15 protein-coding genes are annotated in these 17655 nt (G+C 61.9%); all 15 read left to right on the top strand.

Annotated features, from left to right (window positions below; genetic code table 11):
- The first annotated feature begins 34 nt into the window (after nucleotides 1–34).
- The 15 genes from AB0H56_RS14500 (at nucleotide 35) to AB0H56_RS14430 (ending at nucleotide 17635) form a co-directional block, all read left to right on the top strand.
- Nucleotides 35–754 carry an alpha/beta fold hydrolase gene (locus tag AB0H56_RS14500; protein WP_357162277.1) on the top strand — a complete coding sequence of 240 codons (720 nt, stop codon included), beginning with the start codon at nucleotides 35–37 and terminating at the stop codon, nucleotides 752–754.
- 40 nt (nucleotides 755–794) lie between these two features.
- Nucleotides 795–1025, top strand: a complete 231-nt coding sequence (locus tag AB0H56_RS14495; protein ID WP_357162274.1) for a hypothetical protein — start codon at nucleotides 795–797, stop codon at nucleotides 1023–1025.
- A complete protein-coding gene (locus tag AB0H56_RS14490) occupies nucleotides 994–1299 on the top strand; it encodes a hypothetical protein (protein WP_357162271.1) in 306 nt (101 codons plus the stop codon). Before AB0H56_RS14495 ends, AB0H56_RS14490 begins: the two co-directional genes overlap by 32 nt.
- A gap of 234 nt (nucleotides 1300–1533) precedes the next feature.
- Complete coding sequence (locus tag AB0H56_RS14485) at nucleotides 1534–2301, top strand: N-acetylmuramoyl-L-alanine amidase (protein WP_357162268.1); 768 nt, start codon at nucleotides 1534–1536, stop codon at nucleotides 2299–2301.
- Nucleotides 2302–2495: 194 nt separating this feature from the next.
- Nucleotides 2496–3110: a hypothetical protein gene (locus tag AB0H56_RS14480; RefSeq protein WP_357162265.1), complete on the top strand. Its 615-nt coding sequence runs from the start codon at nucleotides 2496–2498 to the stop codon at nucleotides 3108–3110.
- A gap of 98 nt (nucleotides 3111–3208) precedes the next feature.
- Complete coding sequence (locus AB0H56_RS14475; RefSeq protein ID WP_357162262.1) at nucleotides 3209–6151, top strand: hypothetical protein; 2943 nt, start codon at nucleotides 3209–3211, stop codon at nucleotides 6149–6151.
- Nucleotides 6152–6157: 6 nt separating this feature from the next.
- A complete protein-coding gene (locus AB0H56_RS14470; protein ID WP_357162259.1) occupies nucleotides 6158–7006 on the top strand; it encodes an immunity 49 family protein in 849 nt (282 codons plus the stop codon).
- A 282-nt stretch (nucleotides 7007–7288) separates the two neighbouring features.
- Complete coding sequence (locus tag AB0H56_RS14465) at nucleotides 7289–7591, top strand: hypothetical protein (protein ID WP_357162256.1); 303 nt, start codon at nucleotides 7289–7291, stop codon at nucleotides 7589–7591.
- Between the two features lie 72 nt (nucleotides 7592–7663).
- A complete protein-coding gene (locus AB0H56_RS14460) occupies nucleotides 7664–8251 on the top strand; it encodes a hypothetical protein (RefSeq protein ID WP_357162253.1) in 588 nt (195 codons plus the stop codon).
- A 115-nt stretch (nucleotides 8252–8366) separates the two neighbouring features.
- Nucleotides 8367–8657 (top strand): hypothetical protein, encoded by a 291-nt coding sequence (locus AB0H56_RS14455; protein ID WP_357162250.1) that lies wholly within the window; start codon nucleotides 8367–8369, stop codon nucleotides 8655–8657.
- Complete coding sequence (locus AB0H56_RS14450; RefSeq protein ID WP_232995711.1) at nucleotides 8618–9034, top strand: DUF5361 domain-containing protein; 417 nt, start codon at nucleotides 8618–8620, stop codon at nucleotides 9032–9034. Before AB0H56_RS14455 ends, AB0H56_RS14450 begins: the two co-directional genes overlap by 40 nt.
- A gap of 47 nt (nucleotides 9035–9081) precedes the next feature.
- Complete coding sequence (locus tag AB0H56_RS14445) at nucleotides 9082–11301, top strand: hypothetical protein (RefSeq protein WP_357162247.1); 2220 nt, start codon at nucleotides 9082–9084, stop codon at nucleotides 11299–11301.
- Complete coding sequence (locus AB0H56_RS14440; RefSeq protein ID WP_357162244.1) at nucleotides 11298–12197, top strand: phage tail protein; 900 nt, start codon at nucleotides 11298–11300, stop codon at nucleotides 12195–12197. Before AB0H56_RS14445 ends, AB0H56_RS14440 begins: the two co-directional genes overlap by 4 nt.
- 201 nt (nucleotides 12198–12398) lie before the next feature.
- The gene (locus tag AB0H56_RS14435) at nucleotides 12399–14738 is read left to right on the top strand and encodes a hypothetical protein (RefSeq protein WP_357162241.1); all 2340 of its coding nucleotides are present in this window, start codon (nucleotides 12399–12401) and stop codon (nucleotides 14736–14738) included.
- A 1343-nt stretch (nucleotides 14739–16081) separates the two neighbouring features.
- Nucleotides 16082–17635 (top strand): phage tail protein, encoded by a 1554-nt coding sequence (locus AB0H56_RS14430; RefSeq protein WP_233001321.1) that lies wholly within the window; start codon nucleotides 16082–16084, stop codon nucleotides 17633–17635.
- Nucleotides 17636–17655 lie beyond the last annotated feature (20 nt).

Genomic DNA, 17655 nt, shown 5'->3' with positions numbered 1-17655 from the left:
GCCGAGCCAGGACGCCCGCACCATCGATGTCCTTGTGGTCGGCGGCACCTGGAATCCGGGTGGTGACGGCGTCACGGGCGCATTCATCGATGCGCTGAACCGATCGATGTTCACCCCGCGGATGGTCGCCTATCCCGCCGACTACGGCACCTATGTGAGCTACGCCGAAAGCGTCGCCGAAGGCAAACGGGCACTGCTCGCCGCGATCGACAGAACGCCCAATCCGGTGGTACTAGCCGGCTACTCGCAGGGTGCGGCCGTTGCGGGCGACGTGGCAGCGGAGATCGGACGCGGTGAACATCCCGGCCGCGAGGTGATCGCGTGCGCCCTGATCGCGGATCCGCGGCGACCCGCCGGTCAGTACCTCGGCGAGGTCGACCCCGGCGGCTACGGCGTGGTGGGTGAACGGCCGATCGAAGGTGTTCCGGCGTATTGGGCAGCGGCTCCCGGTGATCCCATCACCGCGCTTCCCGCCGGCAATCCGTTGCGGACCATCGCCGACCTGAGTGCATTCTTCAGCTTCGCGAGTCCGCATGCGGCTGTCCGCTGGGCGCAGCGGATGCTCGACACTGCGACCCGAAACCAGTTGCAGCGCTGGTGGTCCCCGGCGAATTGGCGTCAGTGGTCAGGTGCCGTCGCCTATGCCCGCGGATATCTGTTCGACGGCAGGCACACCACCGACTACGTGCGCCACGGACATGCCCGCGCTCTGGCTCAGGCGCTGAACCGCGATGTCGCCGAGGGTCGGATCTGATCGCCGCGCTCGCGCTCGAACTTCTGGAAAGGAACTCATCATGCGAATCAGCAAGGTGCCGGAGCCCGCGCTGATCCGGTCGGTACTCGTCGCGGTGACCGGTGTGGTCGCGTACCTCATCGGCCGTGAAGTCGACACAGCGTGGGTGGAAACCCTGCTCACCCTCTACGGTTTGGCCACGCCGGTGATCGCCGGAGCGATCATCAGGCCCGCGGTGACGCCGCTGACCGGATCGGCGGGTGAAGCACGTGGCGTCGTGGTTGAGCCCTGAGTTCGTCCAGGCCACAGGAGTCGCCGTCGCCACGGTGATCGGCGCGGTGACCGCGTGGCAGGCCCGAGAAGTCGCCAAACTTCGTGAACGTGTGGTCGCGCTCGAGGAGCAAGCCGCTGACGACAAGCTGCGATTCCGCGACGCGATCCGCCTGATCCGCGCACTGCAGCGGCACATCGACGAACTGCTCGGTTTCCTGCGACTGCACGTCCCCGGTCAGGAACCACCGGTGGCGCAATACAAGATCCCGGTCACCCTCCAAGAAGAAATCTGACGGAGCCACCAGGCTCCGGTCCTGAAACCGCATGCGGCACGCCCCCGGAGAACACTCGATACGGTGCGGGATTCGAGCCCGCCGCATGCCGCGCCCCTGATGCGCCCGTCTCCCGTAGGTGGTCTGCGGTCGAGATGCCGTCGCTGCGTCAGGTGCGCACGTCCCGCCCTCGGCACTTCCCCCTCATCGGCGAGGGCGGGACCACAAACCTTCACCCTGACAAGGAGAAAGTCCATGACCTGGACAGGAGACCCGGTGTGGCTCGCCGATGTGCTGCGCGACGCCGGGCTGGACGTCATCGAACACGAGGGCTGGCGCGACCGCGGCCACGGCGACTTCCGTGACCTCCGAGGAGTCCTCTGCCACCACACCGCCGGCGGCGGCAAGAACGACTGGCGCATCGTCCAGGACGGCCGCGCCGACCTCCCCGGCCCGCTCGCCCAGCTCGTCCTCGAACGCGACGGCACCTACCGCGTGATAGCGGCGGGTGTCTGCTGGCACGCGGGCCGCGGCTCCTGGCCCGGCTGGCCCACCGACAACGCCAACTACCACGTGATCGGCATCGAAGCCGTCTCCCGAGGCGACGGAACCGACTGGACCCCAGCACAACTCAACGCCTACAAGCGCGGCTGCGCGGCCATCCTGGCCCGCATCGGCCGCTCCGCCGAGGACTGCGTGGCCCACCGCGAGTACTCGCACGAAGGAAAAATCGACCCCGCCGGTATCGACATGGACGAATTCCGCCGTGACGTACAGGCCTTCATCGACGGAGAGGACGCTCCGATGAGCGCATCCGAAGTAGCCCAGATCCAAGACTTCATCACCGCCTTCTGCGGCCCGATCGGCAGCGACGTCAAAGACATCCGCGAACAGCTGTGCGGTAGCCAACAGCGTGATGTGGGCATGTTCGGCGGCTGGGAACAGCTCGACGGCCAGACCGTCGTCGATGCCCTGGCCGACATTCTGGACCGCCTGAAGGCTCTCGAAACACCCCGCGCCTGACGCGCCAGCCCATCACGTCGATGGGAGGAGGTGATTTCCATGCTCCCTGTCGTACTCGAACTGCTCGAGCTCGCACTGCTGCTCGCCCCGGTAGTCCTGCCGCTGCTCGGCCTCTAACTGAACACCATCCCATCCCCCAAGCCCGGCCCGTCGGCCTGGGCTTTTCTCATGCCCAAGCTCGGGAGGCACAACCTATGTCCGGCAAGGAAATCATCGGCTCGGTCGACTTCAGCACCACTGCTACGTCGTCCACCGAATACGTACAAACCGAATCCGGTCAACTGGTCACTCCCGAGTTCTTGGCGCTCCTGCAGCAAACCCTGTCCGGCAAGCTCCCCGAGCCGGACCACACCGATGAGCTCGACCCGCAGGTTCGCCTGCTGGCCGAAGAACTCTCGGTCATCCACCTCCCGGAATGGAAGAGCGCGGTCGGCCGCAAACTTGCCGAACCCACGGTCACCTCGATCAAACAAGCCACCCGTGTCGCCGAATACCTGGTCAAGCGCGGCGTGCGCGTCCACCCCGAACTCGAGGAGATCAGGTGGGTCCCCACTCCCGCCGGCGTCCCCGGCGCCTTCGACACCGGCACCCACGTCACCCCCGACGCCGAAGGCAACTGGCCGACTCCTGACGTCGAGGAGTTCTACGACTTCGACGAGATCTCGGTGAAGCAGATCGAGGGAAGTGCCTGGCATGCAACGCATCCCCGGGGCATCGCGGTCGAGGGGAAGACCAAGTCGGAGGCGTATGCGGCGATGGTGGCCGAGCTGCGTCGCCGAATCGACGATGCGTCGGCGGCTTCACGGTGAGCGTCGCCGCCGATTGGGTGAATGCTGGTGCGGCTTGGCGTGCATCACTGACACCGATCGGAGTCAAATCAGCAAGCGCCCGGTCTGATCAACCCCGGGTGATCAACGTCGAGGGCCTGACCCCAGCCGCGGCCGCGCGAGCGTACAACCGGGTCCTCGCGCAACGGGACCTGAACAACCAAGCGGTCGACATCGCAAGGCCGGCGACGGGTTTCGTCAACGACCAAGGCCCATCCGTTGGCACTCCCGGTGCTCCGGTGCAGGTCGCGGATCCGATCGCCGACGAGCCCAAAATCGACTACGGCGGGCACAACTACGCCGGTGGTATGCCACCGCCGAAACCACGGCCGGAGGTTCCAGCCCAAACCACTCCGCCTCCCGCGGTCACGCAGCCGCAACAGTCGACGACTCCTCCGCCTCCGACCGGCGCCCAGACCGGCGAGGTCCCTGCGGAATCCTCGCCGACTCCCGTACAGCCGTCGGATCCGAAAAGCACCAGTCCGCTCTTCGACCGTCCCGATATTTCCGGGAAGAAGGAAGGAGATCGCTGGACCGAAATACGCGACGGATTCACTCACACATACACGATCCCGGTAGGCAATGGGAACAAGAGCGTCGACCATGAAATAAGCCGCGATGGCGTCCTTATCGGGACATCCCGAGTGGCGTACGGCGAGAACGGAGGCGCGCAGCAATGGGTTGACGTCGTCGGCAGTGCTTCCCTCTATGCGGAGCAGGAAAGTTCGGCATCGAATCAGTATACGCAAGTGTTTAATGCCGGTACTTCTACTGCCGGCAACCCTGACAGCATCTTCGGAACCCTTCCAGATCTAGCGACGACCTTTCCCCTTGTAGAGAATAGGGTAGTTGTAGGTAGCCTCCAGTCGGTCGAAATACCTGGTAGCGGACCTGGCCTCTACGGGAACAAATATGTCGATCATCATGGCAATGTTTCTATTTGGCGCACCGGCGAATCTGAACATGGTCCACTCATTACAAACCAGATCGGCAACGTAGATAGTCGCGGTTACGGCTGGTATACCCCATCCCCGGCATATGGTCGTCGATGGGAGATCGCACCCAAGCCCGACGGCACGAGCATCCTCACCAATATTGAGACGACATCGCAGGGCCAGCACTTTACAGTTTGGGACCCGGCCGCAAACACTCGAACAGAGCGCTTTCACTCGTCGACTCCAGGTGTTTCAGGATATTTGCTGTCGCAGCATGCGGACGGTACGAGATCGATAGAGGGCGATGATGGCTCACGGCTGGTAGTAGACGATCTCGGAAGGATCGTATCGTCGCAACCGGCAACCGTGCGGCCCGCCCCAGAGCAGAGTCCCAAGCAGCCCGACATCAAGAGCAACTGGCAGAAGTTCACTGAATTCGCCGATGACATAAGAACGGGATTCGGTTTAGCTTATGACGACACCAAAAGGGGTATTGCAGGCCTCCTGGGGCAGAATGGCAGCCTGAAAGAGGCGTGGCTGGGGCTAGCGACAAGCGGAGTCGGAATCGGCATTGGATTGGCGATTACGGCCATCGATGTCGGAGAAATCGCCATCGGGCGCGGCAGTTGGAGTCGTTTAGGCAACGACGTGCTCGGGACGGGGAACGAGCTGTCGATATTCGCCATCGGGGCCGACTGGACCCAATTCGATAAGGAACCAGGCGAAACCATCGGCCGCGCGCTATTCGGCACGATGCTGCTATTCGGCCCCAAGGTGCTAAACAACGCCGCAGGAAAGCTACCGCCCCCGGCCGCGGTGAGCACCGCGATCAACAACGCAACTACTGCGTTCGGAAGAAGCGGCCTGTCGCTTGGTGACCCAGCCCTCGCGGCAACTAACGGCATCAGTTTCCCAGGTGCAGCTCGTACGGTGGGTCCCGCGAGCTTCGCTTCAGATACCGGGAGGGCATCGGCAGGCAGCGGTCTCCCCCGTGCATCGGGATCCGGACCGAACACGGCTACTCCTGCGACACCGACGCGCCATAACTCGAATGCGGCACCTCTTCTGCCGGCGGAAGCCGCAAATGCCGGAGCCCGGCATACTGCTGACCAGCCAACTACTGAACCGCTAGAGCATTCTGACCTCACTGATTCCCGGAACGCGGCGGATTCGCGGCGCAGTCAGTCTATGGATTCGTCACCGCTTATCAGCGGTGGCTCTCCATGGGAGCTGCATCTAGGTGTATCAATCGAACAACTTCGGCAGATGGCGCCCGAACGAATCAATGAGTTCCAGGTCCGCCGTGCTAATGTTGATCCAGGGTATCATGCCAATTTCTATAATTCGCTCGGCTATCGGAAGAGCCTTTACGCAAGCGACGATACGGGGCTGGTGCCGCCGCAGATCAAACAGAATTCATCTGGTAAGTGGATTGCCGCCAGCGATGTTCCCGAACCGACTCGCCCGCGATACAGGGACGACGAGGACGTCGATATGCGATTCAGTAGACTCAAGGACGTCGATAACCCAATGGGCGACCTGTCTCCGTCTGAGAGGGCTACCTTGAATGGGTTCGCCTTGGTCCGAATGGAGTCGATTCGGGCGGTCCCGGGATCAAAGGATGCCCCGGGATATGTGGCAGCACAAGATAGGATGACGAAGACCGCTGAACGATATGGAGACGAGGTTCTACGGCGTCATGCAGTGCCTATCAACTTTCCGCACGCAAAACATATTGAACTGCATGGTCCAAGTAACGGAAAGGATAGATTTGACCGGCTGTGGTATGACCTGAGCTCGGATTTCTATATTGTTGGCGAGGCCAAGTCTCAGGTCTCTACTGGTTTGGGGAGCCGGACGCTCCCGACAGGAGAGAAGGTATCTCAAGGTACGTTGGGCTACTTTCTTGACATTCTCAGAATGATGGATTCTCGCGGAAGTACTTGGAAGAGCGAAGCATGGCTGGCAGGTGAACTGCGCAAGGCGCTGAAAGAAGAGCGGGTTTGGTATGGTGTCGTGTACGGTAGGCCGGGCATTGGTGGTGTTCACGATGGGTACAAGATGCGCCGGTTTGATATCAGAGAATGAGGTGCCGTGATTATTGAACGCCCAGTCGTTAACCAAGAGTACCTAGCTGATCGCCTCGCCGTCCTTGATGTAGAGGTTCGTGAGTGTCGCGCGGAATCGGTGAGTAATGTACGAGCAGCGAAACTGTTGCCTGATCTAGCACTGTCCCGCCTGTATCACTTACTTGCGTGCGTTCCACCCAACTGGCATTATGTCGAAAATGCGGCAGTTGAGATTTTGGATGCGTATGAGGTGCTTATGCACCTTGTTCAGTCGCGCCGCGGTTTCGAGGACGGCGGAAAAGGAACCGGCGTAGCTGGTTTTGTCGATCGAATTGAGCTTGGTCGCCCCCGCCGCGCCTCCATGACTGTTTCCGACTTTTTCGCAGCCTTCTGGACTGCTGTGGTATTGGGTGACTCAAGGCGGCTGAGGTTGCTGGCGGAGGCTCCTCGTGACGTGTTTGTGACTGCGGGTGTAGAAGTGGACGAATTTCTCTTCAAATGGATGGAAACGCTTCAATGCTATCGCCGTAAAGATAGGCGGTGGGTGCAATTGTTGGCTGATTCGATCTATCTCTCCGATCCGGCACGCGTTGAAGTTGCGTCGGATGATTCCCTGCATTATGTTCTGTATCCGCCAATCAAGTTGTTCTACACGCTCGCCGCAGGTACGGAGGCAGAGTTCAATTTCGAGCTTGAGGATGCGCTCGTGCGACACCATTACTATTGGACATCCGAAAATGGGCGGGACTCCGTTCCGCAAGGTTGGGCTTCGCTTCCTTTGACCGCTATTTCATGCATGGCGCTCAACAAGGGCTATAGGATAGTTCCTGAATCGTTGTACCTACCATTGAAGATGGGCCTCGAAGGGGCGTAGAGAAGACAACTGATTTCTGGGTGTAACCATGCATCGCGCAGGTTGCAGTTGTGAGCTCTGTTCCGGATACGCGCTCGATTGGTTGCCAACCAATCGAGCGCGTATTGTTTGCGCCTCGCAATCGCTATTTCTCCTAAAGGCTTAATGATGAATGAGCAGATACAATTTCCTGACATCGCACAAACTTTGGTCAATTATCTAGCGGCGCAACTTGCCGCGGTTTCCGATTCCGCGACTGTGGTCACGATAATTCCCGACCCTCGCCCGCCTCGCTTGGTCCGAGTGACCAGAAACGACCGAAAAGCCCGAGTCGACGTCGAGGAACGGGGAGGGCGCCGAAGCGCCCACCTGATCCTGGATCGTCCTCGCGTCGTTCTCGAATGCACCGACGACGCCGGCGGAGCGGCAACCCTTGCCGCCCTTGTGCGTTCGATCCTGAGTGCAGCCGCCCCCGGCTATCTGGGCACCGTCTGGTGCGACCAGGTAGAGGACGCCGGCATGGAGAACGACTCCGATCCGGCGACCGCCGCTCCGCGGTACACACTGGTCGCCGACCTGATTGTGCGAGGCACCGTCCTCGCCTGACTCCCTACGGAGTCGAACAACTGAAGTACCAATCCCGAGGGCCTGCGCAACAATCCCAAGGGAGTAAACACAATGGCTCTGCCTTCCAGCAACTACATCGGCGCCGGTACCCCGAACCTGGCCGTTTCCGGCGGTGTCCTGGTGGCCCCGCTCAACACCACCCTGCCGACCACCGCGGCCGGCACCATCGCTCCCGCCTTCAAGGCGCTGGGCTACGTTTCCGAGGACGGCATCGAGTCGCTCGGCGAGCGCAAGGTGGAGACCGTCAAGGACTGGAACGCCGATATCATCGCCCAGCTGCAGACCGAGCACTCGGTTCGCTTCGGCCTCACCCTGTACGCGGTGTGGGACCAGGACGTGCTCAGCGAGATCTTCGGTGAGAACAACGTGACCGCCACCGCGGCCACCACCACCTCCGGCAAGCTGATCAATGTCAAGGAAACCGGCATGGTGCTGCCGCGTCGCTCGTGGATCTTCGATATGAAGACCGAGGACAAGAAGCTGCGCATCGTGCTGCCGAACGCCAAGATCTCCTCGATCACCGAGAAGAAGTTCGTGTCGAACGAACTGGCCGGTTTCACCATCAATGTCGAGGCCTTCAAGGACGACACCGGCGTCAAGGCCTACCGCTACCTCGACGACGGCATCAAGACTGCCTGATCCTCACTAGACCCCCAACGGCGGCGGGTTACACACCTATGCGCAGGCCCGCCCGCCGCCGCTGGGCCCCAATTTCGTACCTATCGCATCTCAACATCGAAAGGGTCTGCTACCCATGACTTCTCCCGCGACCGCAGGCAAGTACGCCCAGCCCGCACCCGTGAAAGACGACTTCACCTATACGGTCGACGGCACCGACATCGTGCTTCCGTCGCTGTCCTACCTCAAGCCCGGCCTGGTGCGCCGGATCCGGCGCCTCGGCGATGTCGATGCGATGTATACCCTGCTCGAACTGAGCCTCACGGTCGACGCGCTCGACGCGCTCGACGAGATGGAGCCCGACGCCTACCATGCGTTCCTCGAGGCATGGCGCGCGCACTCGGGGCTGAGCCTGGGGGAATCCTAGGCCTCGATGCTCTCCTCGAAGAGCATGGCGAGGCAATCGAATTCGATCTGATCGCTCTGGGTCTGCGCAGGCGGATGCTCGGCACCGCGGAGCTCGGCTGGGCCGAGCTCCGGGTGATCGTGAAGCACCTGCCGACAGATTCGGCGCTGCATCGCGCCATGTACCCGGAAGCCAGTCGCTGGCAGGTCGCAGAGCACCTCCTGGCCGAAGTGGCCGACAGCCTCCGCTGGTTGATGTGGGCGCGCACCGACGATGGTCGCCGCGGGCGTAACCGACCTGAGCCGATAGCTCGGCCGGGCCTGCGGTCCGATCGCGAAAGAGTCGGCACTGCAACGGAACTCGATCAGATGAACGACTTCCTCGGTTGGTCCGGCTAGGTGGCTGCGGTCCCGGAGCGGTCGAACGCAGAAAGTGGATACCAATTGTGAAGAAGAAACGCCCAACGGCGATGACCTTGCCGGACGTTCTCGCGATGACCACGAGCGGCCAGCCGACTCCGGGAAAGCGGGTCAGGTTGCCCAGTGGAGCAATCCGGGAGCGCGGCTCCGGTGCCGCGACCATCACCCTCGCGGACGAGGACCCGATCACGCTCGGCGAGGATGGCCGTATCCCACCCAACGCGCTGATCGGGTCAGGCGTCTTCGGCCTGCTCGACAGTGTGCTCGCCGATGTACTCGGCACACAGCCAGGCGCGATCGCCGAACGCGTGGCCGGGCAAGCCATGGATCTGCTTCGTCCCGACGGCGACGCCGCCGACAGCAAGACGCGGCTGGTCAAGTTCTCCTCGAGAACAACTCTGCTCAACCCAGCGAAGCCCGCTGCCGACCACGCCGTGGTGGATTCCGACGTAGCGGCCTACGCGCACGGTGGAACCGTGCACGGTCCCGGCACCGGGACCAGCGACTCGATCCTGGCGCGGTTGTCCAGAGGCGAGTTCGTGGTCAACGCTGCCGCGACGGCCAACGCGTTGCCGTTGTTGGAAGCGATCAACGCGGGCTGGGTGCCGTCGCCGGGCTATCTGGCCGGCATGCTGCCCGGTTTCGCCACAGGCGGACTGGTCGGCGACTCCGCGGCGGGTGATCCGGAGCGTTGGCGGACGCTGCTCGGCACTGGCTTGGCTGCCGATGTGGTCGGCGGCGTCGCGGGCGCGGCGCTGGATGCCGCCGGCGCCGCCGGTGCGGCACTCGGCGGAGCACTCGCGCCGATCTTCGGTACGGGTGGTGCCTACAGCCGCCGGACGAACGATCCGGTGAAAGTCGATCTCGGACAGCAAGGCTCGGTGTTCGCCGAGAACGGCCCCGCGATGTCTGCGCGGCTGCAGGTAGAACCGCAGGGCGTGATGAATGTGGCGCCGGCGTTCGCCGATCCGTCCACTACCTCCGCCAACGGGTCCGCCGCGCCGCTGATGGCGCTGTCGGATGCTCTGACCGCAGGGATCATGTCCTCGGCCACCGAGGCGGGCGGCCGCGTCGGTTTGGCGTTGGGGAACGCCATCGCCCCTGCTCTCGGTCCTGCCGGGCCGATGGCACCGGTGATCGGTGAGTCACTCGGCGAGGCGCTGGGTTCGCGTTTCGGTGGCGGATTCACGGCCGCCATGTCGCTGAAGACCGAAATCGGGCCGACGGGTGCGCCGACGTTCACCGATGGTGGCGCAGGCGGAGCCGTCGCACCCGGAGGCGCCGCACCCGCCGGAGCCACGTCATGGGACGGTGTGGGTGGTGGGACCACAACCGGCGGTGGCGTCACCACTACCGGGGGTGGGGGCAGCAGCGTTGTCGTGAGCGGTGGCAATGAAGGCACTGGCGGCGGCACCTGGGTCTGGTATCCGGGAGGGGGCGCGACCGCGACCGAGACCGGTCCAGCTACCACCCCGCGCACACCGGCTCTCAGCGGCAAGTCGCTCGTCGACGAGAAATACTGGACCACCTACAGCGGTGCCGACAGTATCGACCGAGGTGCCGTCGCCGGCAGTTCGTTGGCGAACAAGCTGGCCGAATCCTTCGGCCTCAGTGGCAACCCGGCTGTCAGCGACTTCGGCGCCGACCTCGGTGCGCTGGCGGGTGCGCTGAACATCCCGCAGATCACCTCCGCGCTCGGCGTCGACAGTCCGCTGCTGGCTCAGCTGGGTATCGATCCCGAGGGCTCGTATCTCGTTCCTGGTGAGCAGCAAAAGCAATTCCAGATGAGCGAAGCCGACAACCTGACCGCGGGTATCCAGGGATTCCTCTCCGGTGCTTCCTCCGGCGGGTTGGTCAAGGGTATCACCGGCGCCGCGAAGGGCGTCGCGGAAACCGCTGCTGGTCAGCTCGGCAACTTTATCGGCGCGGGGATCGGCACCGCGATCGCCGGCCCGGCGGGTGCGGCCGTCGGCGGTGTTCTCGGCTCGCTGGTCGGCTCCATCGGGGCGGGCAAGACGGTCGATCTCGTGGCCAAGCCCATCGAATGGGTGGCGAGCACGGCCAAGGAACTCGTCGGCACCGGCTTCGGCCTGACCGACCTGGCCGAAGGAGTCGGTGGGCACACCGCCCGCGGCGACATCTTCAACTTCAACGGTATGGATCCCAAGAGCGTCGCGATGTCGATCGCCCGTGTCCAGCGCCGTCAATCGTTTGCTCAGCAACGCGGAGGAGGGCTCGGGCGATGACCCACCAACTGCTCACTACCCAGGACACCAAGATCGTGGTCTGGGATATCAACGGCCGCGTCTGGCACATGGCAGGTCCCAACGCAGGTCGTGAGGGTGTAAGGCTCTCGGCCCAAACAGGTTTCATGTTCGCGCCGGTCCAGTTGCTGACAACCGAGGGTGCCAGGCAGGACGGTGCCACCTTCGCGCGGTCTGTCCGTTGGAAGAAGGAATGGGACTTCCTGGCCATCATCTCCACAGCGACCGGCGCGCGCGAATCCAACCCGGTCCGTGAGTTCCTCGCCGTGCACGACGCGTGGTTCCGTGGCTGGTCCACCGACAAGCCGGTCACTGTCGGCTACTTCACCCGGCATCAGGGCTGGCGGTTCCAGCAGTTCCAGCTCGACGGCGCCCCCGAACCCGCGGGCGACATCGATCCGGCCCGCAACGGTTTCGCCATGTACAAGATTTCGGCGACCGCCATGGATCCGCTCGCGCGTCACTTCGACGAGACGCAGGTCTGGACCAACGCGGCCGGCAGCGGCGAAGGCGTCCTGCGCCTACGCAACGCAGCCGACCAGCCGGCATGGCCGCGCTACACCATGAACGGCCCAGGACGCTGGTCGATCCTCGACCCGATGCCCAGCGACACCGGCCAGCCGCGCATGGTGCAGACCCCGCGCCTGACTGCGGGCCAGACGCTGCGCATCGATACGCATCCACGTCATCGGACAGCTCGGCTCTACACAGAGGGCAGTTCCGTGGTGGTGAATGTGTGGGGTCAGCTCGCAGGTCGTCGCTGGTTGGCATCGCTTGACCCCTGGGCGAGCACCGACATCGTGGTGCGCGTGGACGAAGGTACGACCGAGTCGAGCATCATCGGGGCCGTGACACCGAGGTCGTCCCGGCCACTCTGACCGGCTCTGCCAACTGAACAGCTAGAGCGAGAGAGCCCAACCCCTTTGTGGGGGTTGGGCTCTCTCCTATTCGAAGGAGGTATCGCGATGGCGGTACCAAAGGGGCAGGGGACGTATAACCCTTCTGGGTATCGGCAATGGTCGGACTCGCTGACGCCGGCGGGTGCTGTATCCGGTGCTGCCGGCCCCTCGGCGCCTCGGGTGCACGACGTCAACGGTATGACCGCTGCTTCAGCGGCTCGGACATTCGCACGCCTTCTCGGCGTGCGCAATATGACCGAGCGCGCGACGGACGATGTTCAATCCGCTCAGCCGATCAATGGTCCGGGGCCGATGAAGGTCGACTTCATAGACGGACCGCTGCCGAGTCAGCCGCCTGCGAATGACCACCAGTCCAAGCTGGCAGCTGAACAGGAAAAGCGGCAGCAGGCGCAGGAGCGCGAACAGCAAAAGCCGTCGGCGCCCGCAACCGACCAGCCTCCCGCCGAAGTACCAGGTAACCAGACGCCACCTTCGGTTGCGACCCCACCCCAGGGGTCGCCGGCCCCTGCGGTCCCCGTCGAGGAGCATGATCCGCTGCTCGACGCGAAAGGTCCGAACCAGGACGCGCTGCCGATGCCGTCGACCGACGGCCGGGAGGTGGGAAAGACCTGGACGGAAGTGCGCCCGAATGGGCAAGTCGTCGAGTACACGATCCCAGAGGGCAACGGCAAGAACACAGTAGACGCAGTGGTCAAGGACGCTGCCGGAAACGTGCTGTCGACGGCGCGGATCGTTTCGATCGAAGGCACGGCGAACTACATCCGGTGGCAGGACGACGTCGGCGGCGGATCGTCCTACTTCGAGTCGGGTGGACCGAACGGCTTGGGCTACGGCCAGCACTTCGCGCCCGGCACATCCACCTCGGGTATCCCCACCCACGCGTTCGAGACCTCACCCGATGCGTCGAAGTCGCGAACGCTGTCGCTCGACTCGTCCGGCCGCGTAGTCGGTGTCGACATCGGAGTCCGGAACTCGGAGGGCCTTTACGACAACATCCACGTAGACAATTTCGGCAATTCCACGATGTCGTCTACCAGTTTCGGTCCCAGTGGTGAACTTCAGTCCAAATTTACCGGGCAGATGTTCGCGAATCGCTCCGGGTGGATGATCGATGAATTCGACAACCATTGGGAGGGAGAGCCCGACAAGGACGGAAACCAGTCGTGGTTCCGGGTTAAGAACGGTCATACGTACCGGATGAACCACCTCGGTGTGATCACCGATTTCTCGCTCGACAAAGACGGTCGGCCGCGTCTGGACACGATCTTCCCCGATGGTTCACAGACAGTGCAATCGGGCAGGACCACCGTTCACTTCGATGCGAGTGGGAAAGAAGCCTGGAAGAACGAAATTCCCGCTCCCGTGCAGCCTTGGGATGTACGTGCGTGGGAGGGGGCGAAGCGCGGACTAACCGGCCTTGCATCTGTTGTTTCCGATACCGTTGGCGCTCCATTTCACATGATGCAGGACGGCGTCCGAGGTATGTCGTCGATCCGTGTCGACCAATACGGAACATTCCACGTCACTTACGACACCCCGAACAGGTTCGCAAACGCGGGAACGGCAGTAGTCGGCCTGGCCAAGGGCGCTGCCATGCTCTACCTCGCGCTCCCCAAATATGCGGCCATGACGGGCTACGATGCGCTACGCGGATCAGATTTCGTTCGCGGATCCACAACCTATCAGCCACCCAACCGCGAAAATGAGCTGGTCAAAGACCTGACCGGAATTCCGCTCAAGCAGTGGAAAGACGACACAGTCGGTTCGGTTTTCGAATTTGGTTCCGCCACCGCAGCCAGTCTGTTCATATTTAGAAGTGTAGGAATTCGGCCGCGGTGGTCCTCCACGGCATCCGTGCCGATCGAATTTGGATCAGGTATTCGCGCGGCGACTGGCTTCGTTAGCAGGAGCAGAATTGCGGGATCGACGGTTGTGGAAGCAATTGTATCGACGGGCGCAAAATACGGTAGAAACGTACTTGCGCCGCTTCGCAAATTGGTGACCAGTGGGAAATCCAAGGAACACGCGCGCCAGTCCGATACCGGCGAGATATCGGAGGCTCCGAGGATGCCTGGGCGTCCAGGAGGAGTGGCGCCCCGGTCGACGTTGGATGCGGAGCATCATGGCCATACTTCTCGAAACGTTTGGGGCACGCGCGCTCAGATAGTAGGAGCCACGGGATCGACATCCAGAGTCCGACAACGAGCGCTTGAAATAATCTTGAGCTCACCGGATTTCGAGAACTTTAGATTCACGCATATCCCGGTGTACAGCCCGACTGTATACTCTGGGATGGCCCATCGAACGGGAGGAACTCAAATCGGCAAGGATAGGTTCTCCTCGAGATTGGACCTGAGAACAACTATTGTCCACGAAGAGCTGCATCACCGTTGGTATGCGCGGGGGCTGACGAAGCATCACCCCCGTGATGGCAGCGGAACCTCAAAGTTGTTTTATGATACCGTCGAGCGGTATCTCAAGCTCAGGGGATGGTTGTAATGGAGCAGGCTGTTGAGTTCAAGTTGTCGTGTCCCGGCTGCGACCAGGCGGTTGTGGGATGGCAGGGGCAGCAGTTACATGGTGATTCGAATAGAATCCAGTGGTTCTCCGAATGGCAGTGCTCCTCGTGCGGCCTCGTAAGTGACGATTTCGGCGATGGTCCGGGGCCGGACTCGCTTCGCAATGCTCTTATTGACAAATTCGGGGGTGCAGCTATCGCTGTTACCTCTCCCGGTGTGCGCATTGTGGCGATGAAGGAATTGCGAGAATTGCTCGATATTACCCCTGTCATGGCATTGAGTATTTTGACAGGCTCGGATAAATGTAGGTCGATGGTGACGAGGGTGGAATCTGAAGCTGTCGTGCATGCGGTCCGGGGTCTGGGTCATAGTGGCGAGGATATTAAGGTTGTGCGCATTTGCGAGCGGAGCTGAACAGTGAATGTCGACTTGCTACCGACTGAATTGGAGATGTCGGTCGGTTGTATTTCAGTTCGGCGACGGCAGTACTGGGCTCGAGCCTGACGGTCAGATTAGTGTAGATCTGCCAACTCGGGATCCGTGCGCATTTATCGATCCCGACACCTGGTCGAATCAGCAGGCTGTCTGATTGATTCCGGCCATGATTCTGGAAGTTCCAATCCAGGGTAGAGCGGTGCCGGTAAACGTAAAGGCAGAGGCTGGTCGATTGGAAATTCTACTCCGTCGCGAAAGCAGCAATGTGCTGTAAGTGCGGGATGGAAGGTGGTCAACGAGTCCGGGGAAGTGCGTTATGGAAAAGCTTGGAACTTCGGGTTAGGAATTCCGATTGATGAAATTTCCCGCGATGGAGCCTGTTCGTTGAATGGTAGCGGCCAGGCGTACAGTGTTGGATTCGATGGCAGTTCTGGTCTTGCGCAAGTTATTCAAGTCAATTGGGGTCAGGGCAATCTGAGTTCCTACTTCTTGGACGAGTTCGGTCGAGTATGCTTGAAGTACACCTTCTACCTTTCGTTGCAGGATCGACTTTTTCTTGGCGACGTTGTGATGTATGAGTACTCTATTGCTGGCTACGTTGACTCTGCAGACTCTGACGCTATTACCAGTTATCTCTACACCAGCGATGGGTCCATGACGGAAGTAGTTTCCCCTCGGGGTGGGGAGCTCGACAGGGTTACGGAGTACTTCGACGTCGACCTGGGTACGAACTTCGAGCCTACCCCAAATTTCGGAGACTGGGATTCTCTTCGTAGGTACGATAGATAGCGCTCATATCTGTGTTTTCAATATGAGCAGGGAACATGGGCCCAATCCGGAGCGGGTTGGGCCTTTTTCATGCCCAAAATCGAAGAAAGGTGGTGGAGGATGGGTGTTTGGGACCCGCATGCGGAATCGCGGCGGATGGATGAGATGTTCCGGGTCGAGCAGGAAGATGCTCGGGATCAAGAGGTTCTGGTCCGGTACTGGGACAAGGACATGCAGGAGGTGGGGGAGGAGCGGAGCTACCTGTCGTTGCAGGTGAGCTTTCCACGGAACTCGGCCGGCGGGTTGAAGATGATCTGTCCGCGGGACATGGTGCACTTCGACCACCTGTTCGGCAGCCATGCCGACGCGACCCTGCCGATCACTGTGAACACCAGGGGTTTCCGGTGGGACGGCTACATCACCAAGGCTTCGATCGTCCGGGACGACAACGGGGTCGAGACGGTGGACATCGAGGCGATTCACGCCTGGAACCACATCTCCACCATCTGCTGCTGGGCGAGCCCGTTCGCACCGGTCTTGGCCCAGTTCCCGCGCCACCACATCCTGTTCGGCCCGGTGCGGACGTTGGTGACGACCTATCTCACGATGAACCTGATGCGGCTGCAGGGGAATACGACCTTCCCGATCGCTGTCGTCCCGGTCGATCCCCGTACCGACACGAGCCGGTGGAGCGCCGCTTCGGCGCGGTTCGACATGGCCGACAAGCTGTTCCAGCCGATGCTCGAGGATTCGGGCGTCATGCTGACGGCCCGGTTCTTCCTCCCTGGCGAGGACGAGCAGCCGGCGCCCGAGTGGTTCTACCTCGACAAACCGACCGTCGTCCTCGAGACTGTGGACAAATCGGGAGTCACCGGGCCCACCGGTACGTTGCTGGACGGGATCATCTCCTGGTTCGAGGAATTCGCCGACGACGGCACCACTCCCATGCGGTATCCGAAGTTCGATTCGACCACGGAGTACGAAGCGGTCTACGGGACACCGGGCAAGTTCGGCACGATGCGAAATCTGCCGTGGGTCTGGTACTTCGAAGGTGAGTACTCCGGGATCGGAGCCTCCGAGGTGGCGCTGCACAAGCCCACCGCGACCGACATCATCGTGGGCGGTCGATCGCCGGGCTGGGTCAATGCCGGCATCGAGATGGCGATCAAGGCGCTGTTGTCCTTGATCGGCATGGACTGGCTGTACCGCGGCCAGCTCGACGATGTGTTCCTGGCGTGGATGGTCTACCGGGATATGGAGCGTGTCCGCAAGGCGGGGCCGTATGCCTTCCGCGAGCTGTACATCACCGGCAGTGACAAGGCCTTCACCCTCGACGGTTTCGTCGCCGCGCGGCAGGGCCTGCACCTGACCCGTGGCTACACCAGTCACAAGGTGACGATTCAGGACAACGCTCCCTATCTGATCGGCCGTGATTTCGGCGTCGGTGACCAGATCGGCTTCGCCATGGGGGAGAAGGTCTTCACAGATTTCGTCACCGAACTCACCTTCACGGACGACCGCGAGACCCCGGCGTCCTGGCAGATCACCGTCGGCGACGGTTCCGACGAAGAGGACTCGGTGGTGAAGGCGTGGCAGCGCTTGGGCCGCGTGGCTTCGGCGATCAAGGACCTGTCGACGGACGTGGGCGCCGACCTGGACCTGCTCATCTTCTGAGGCAGTCCGAAAACTAAAGG

Origin of the sequence: Nocardia sp. NPDC050717 (assembly GCF_040654275.1) — a bacterium.
Classification (GTDB): domain Bacteria; phylum Actinomycetota; class Actinomycetes; order Mycobacteriales; family Mycobacteriaceae; genus Nocardia.
Note: the sequence above shows the minus strand (reverse complement) of the source record. Positions and strands in the feature narration are given on the sequence as shown.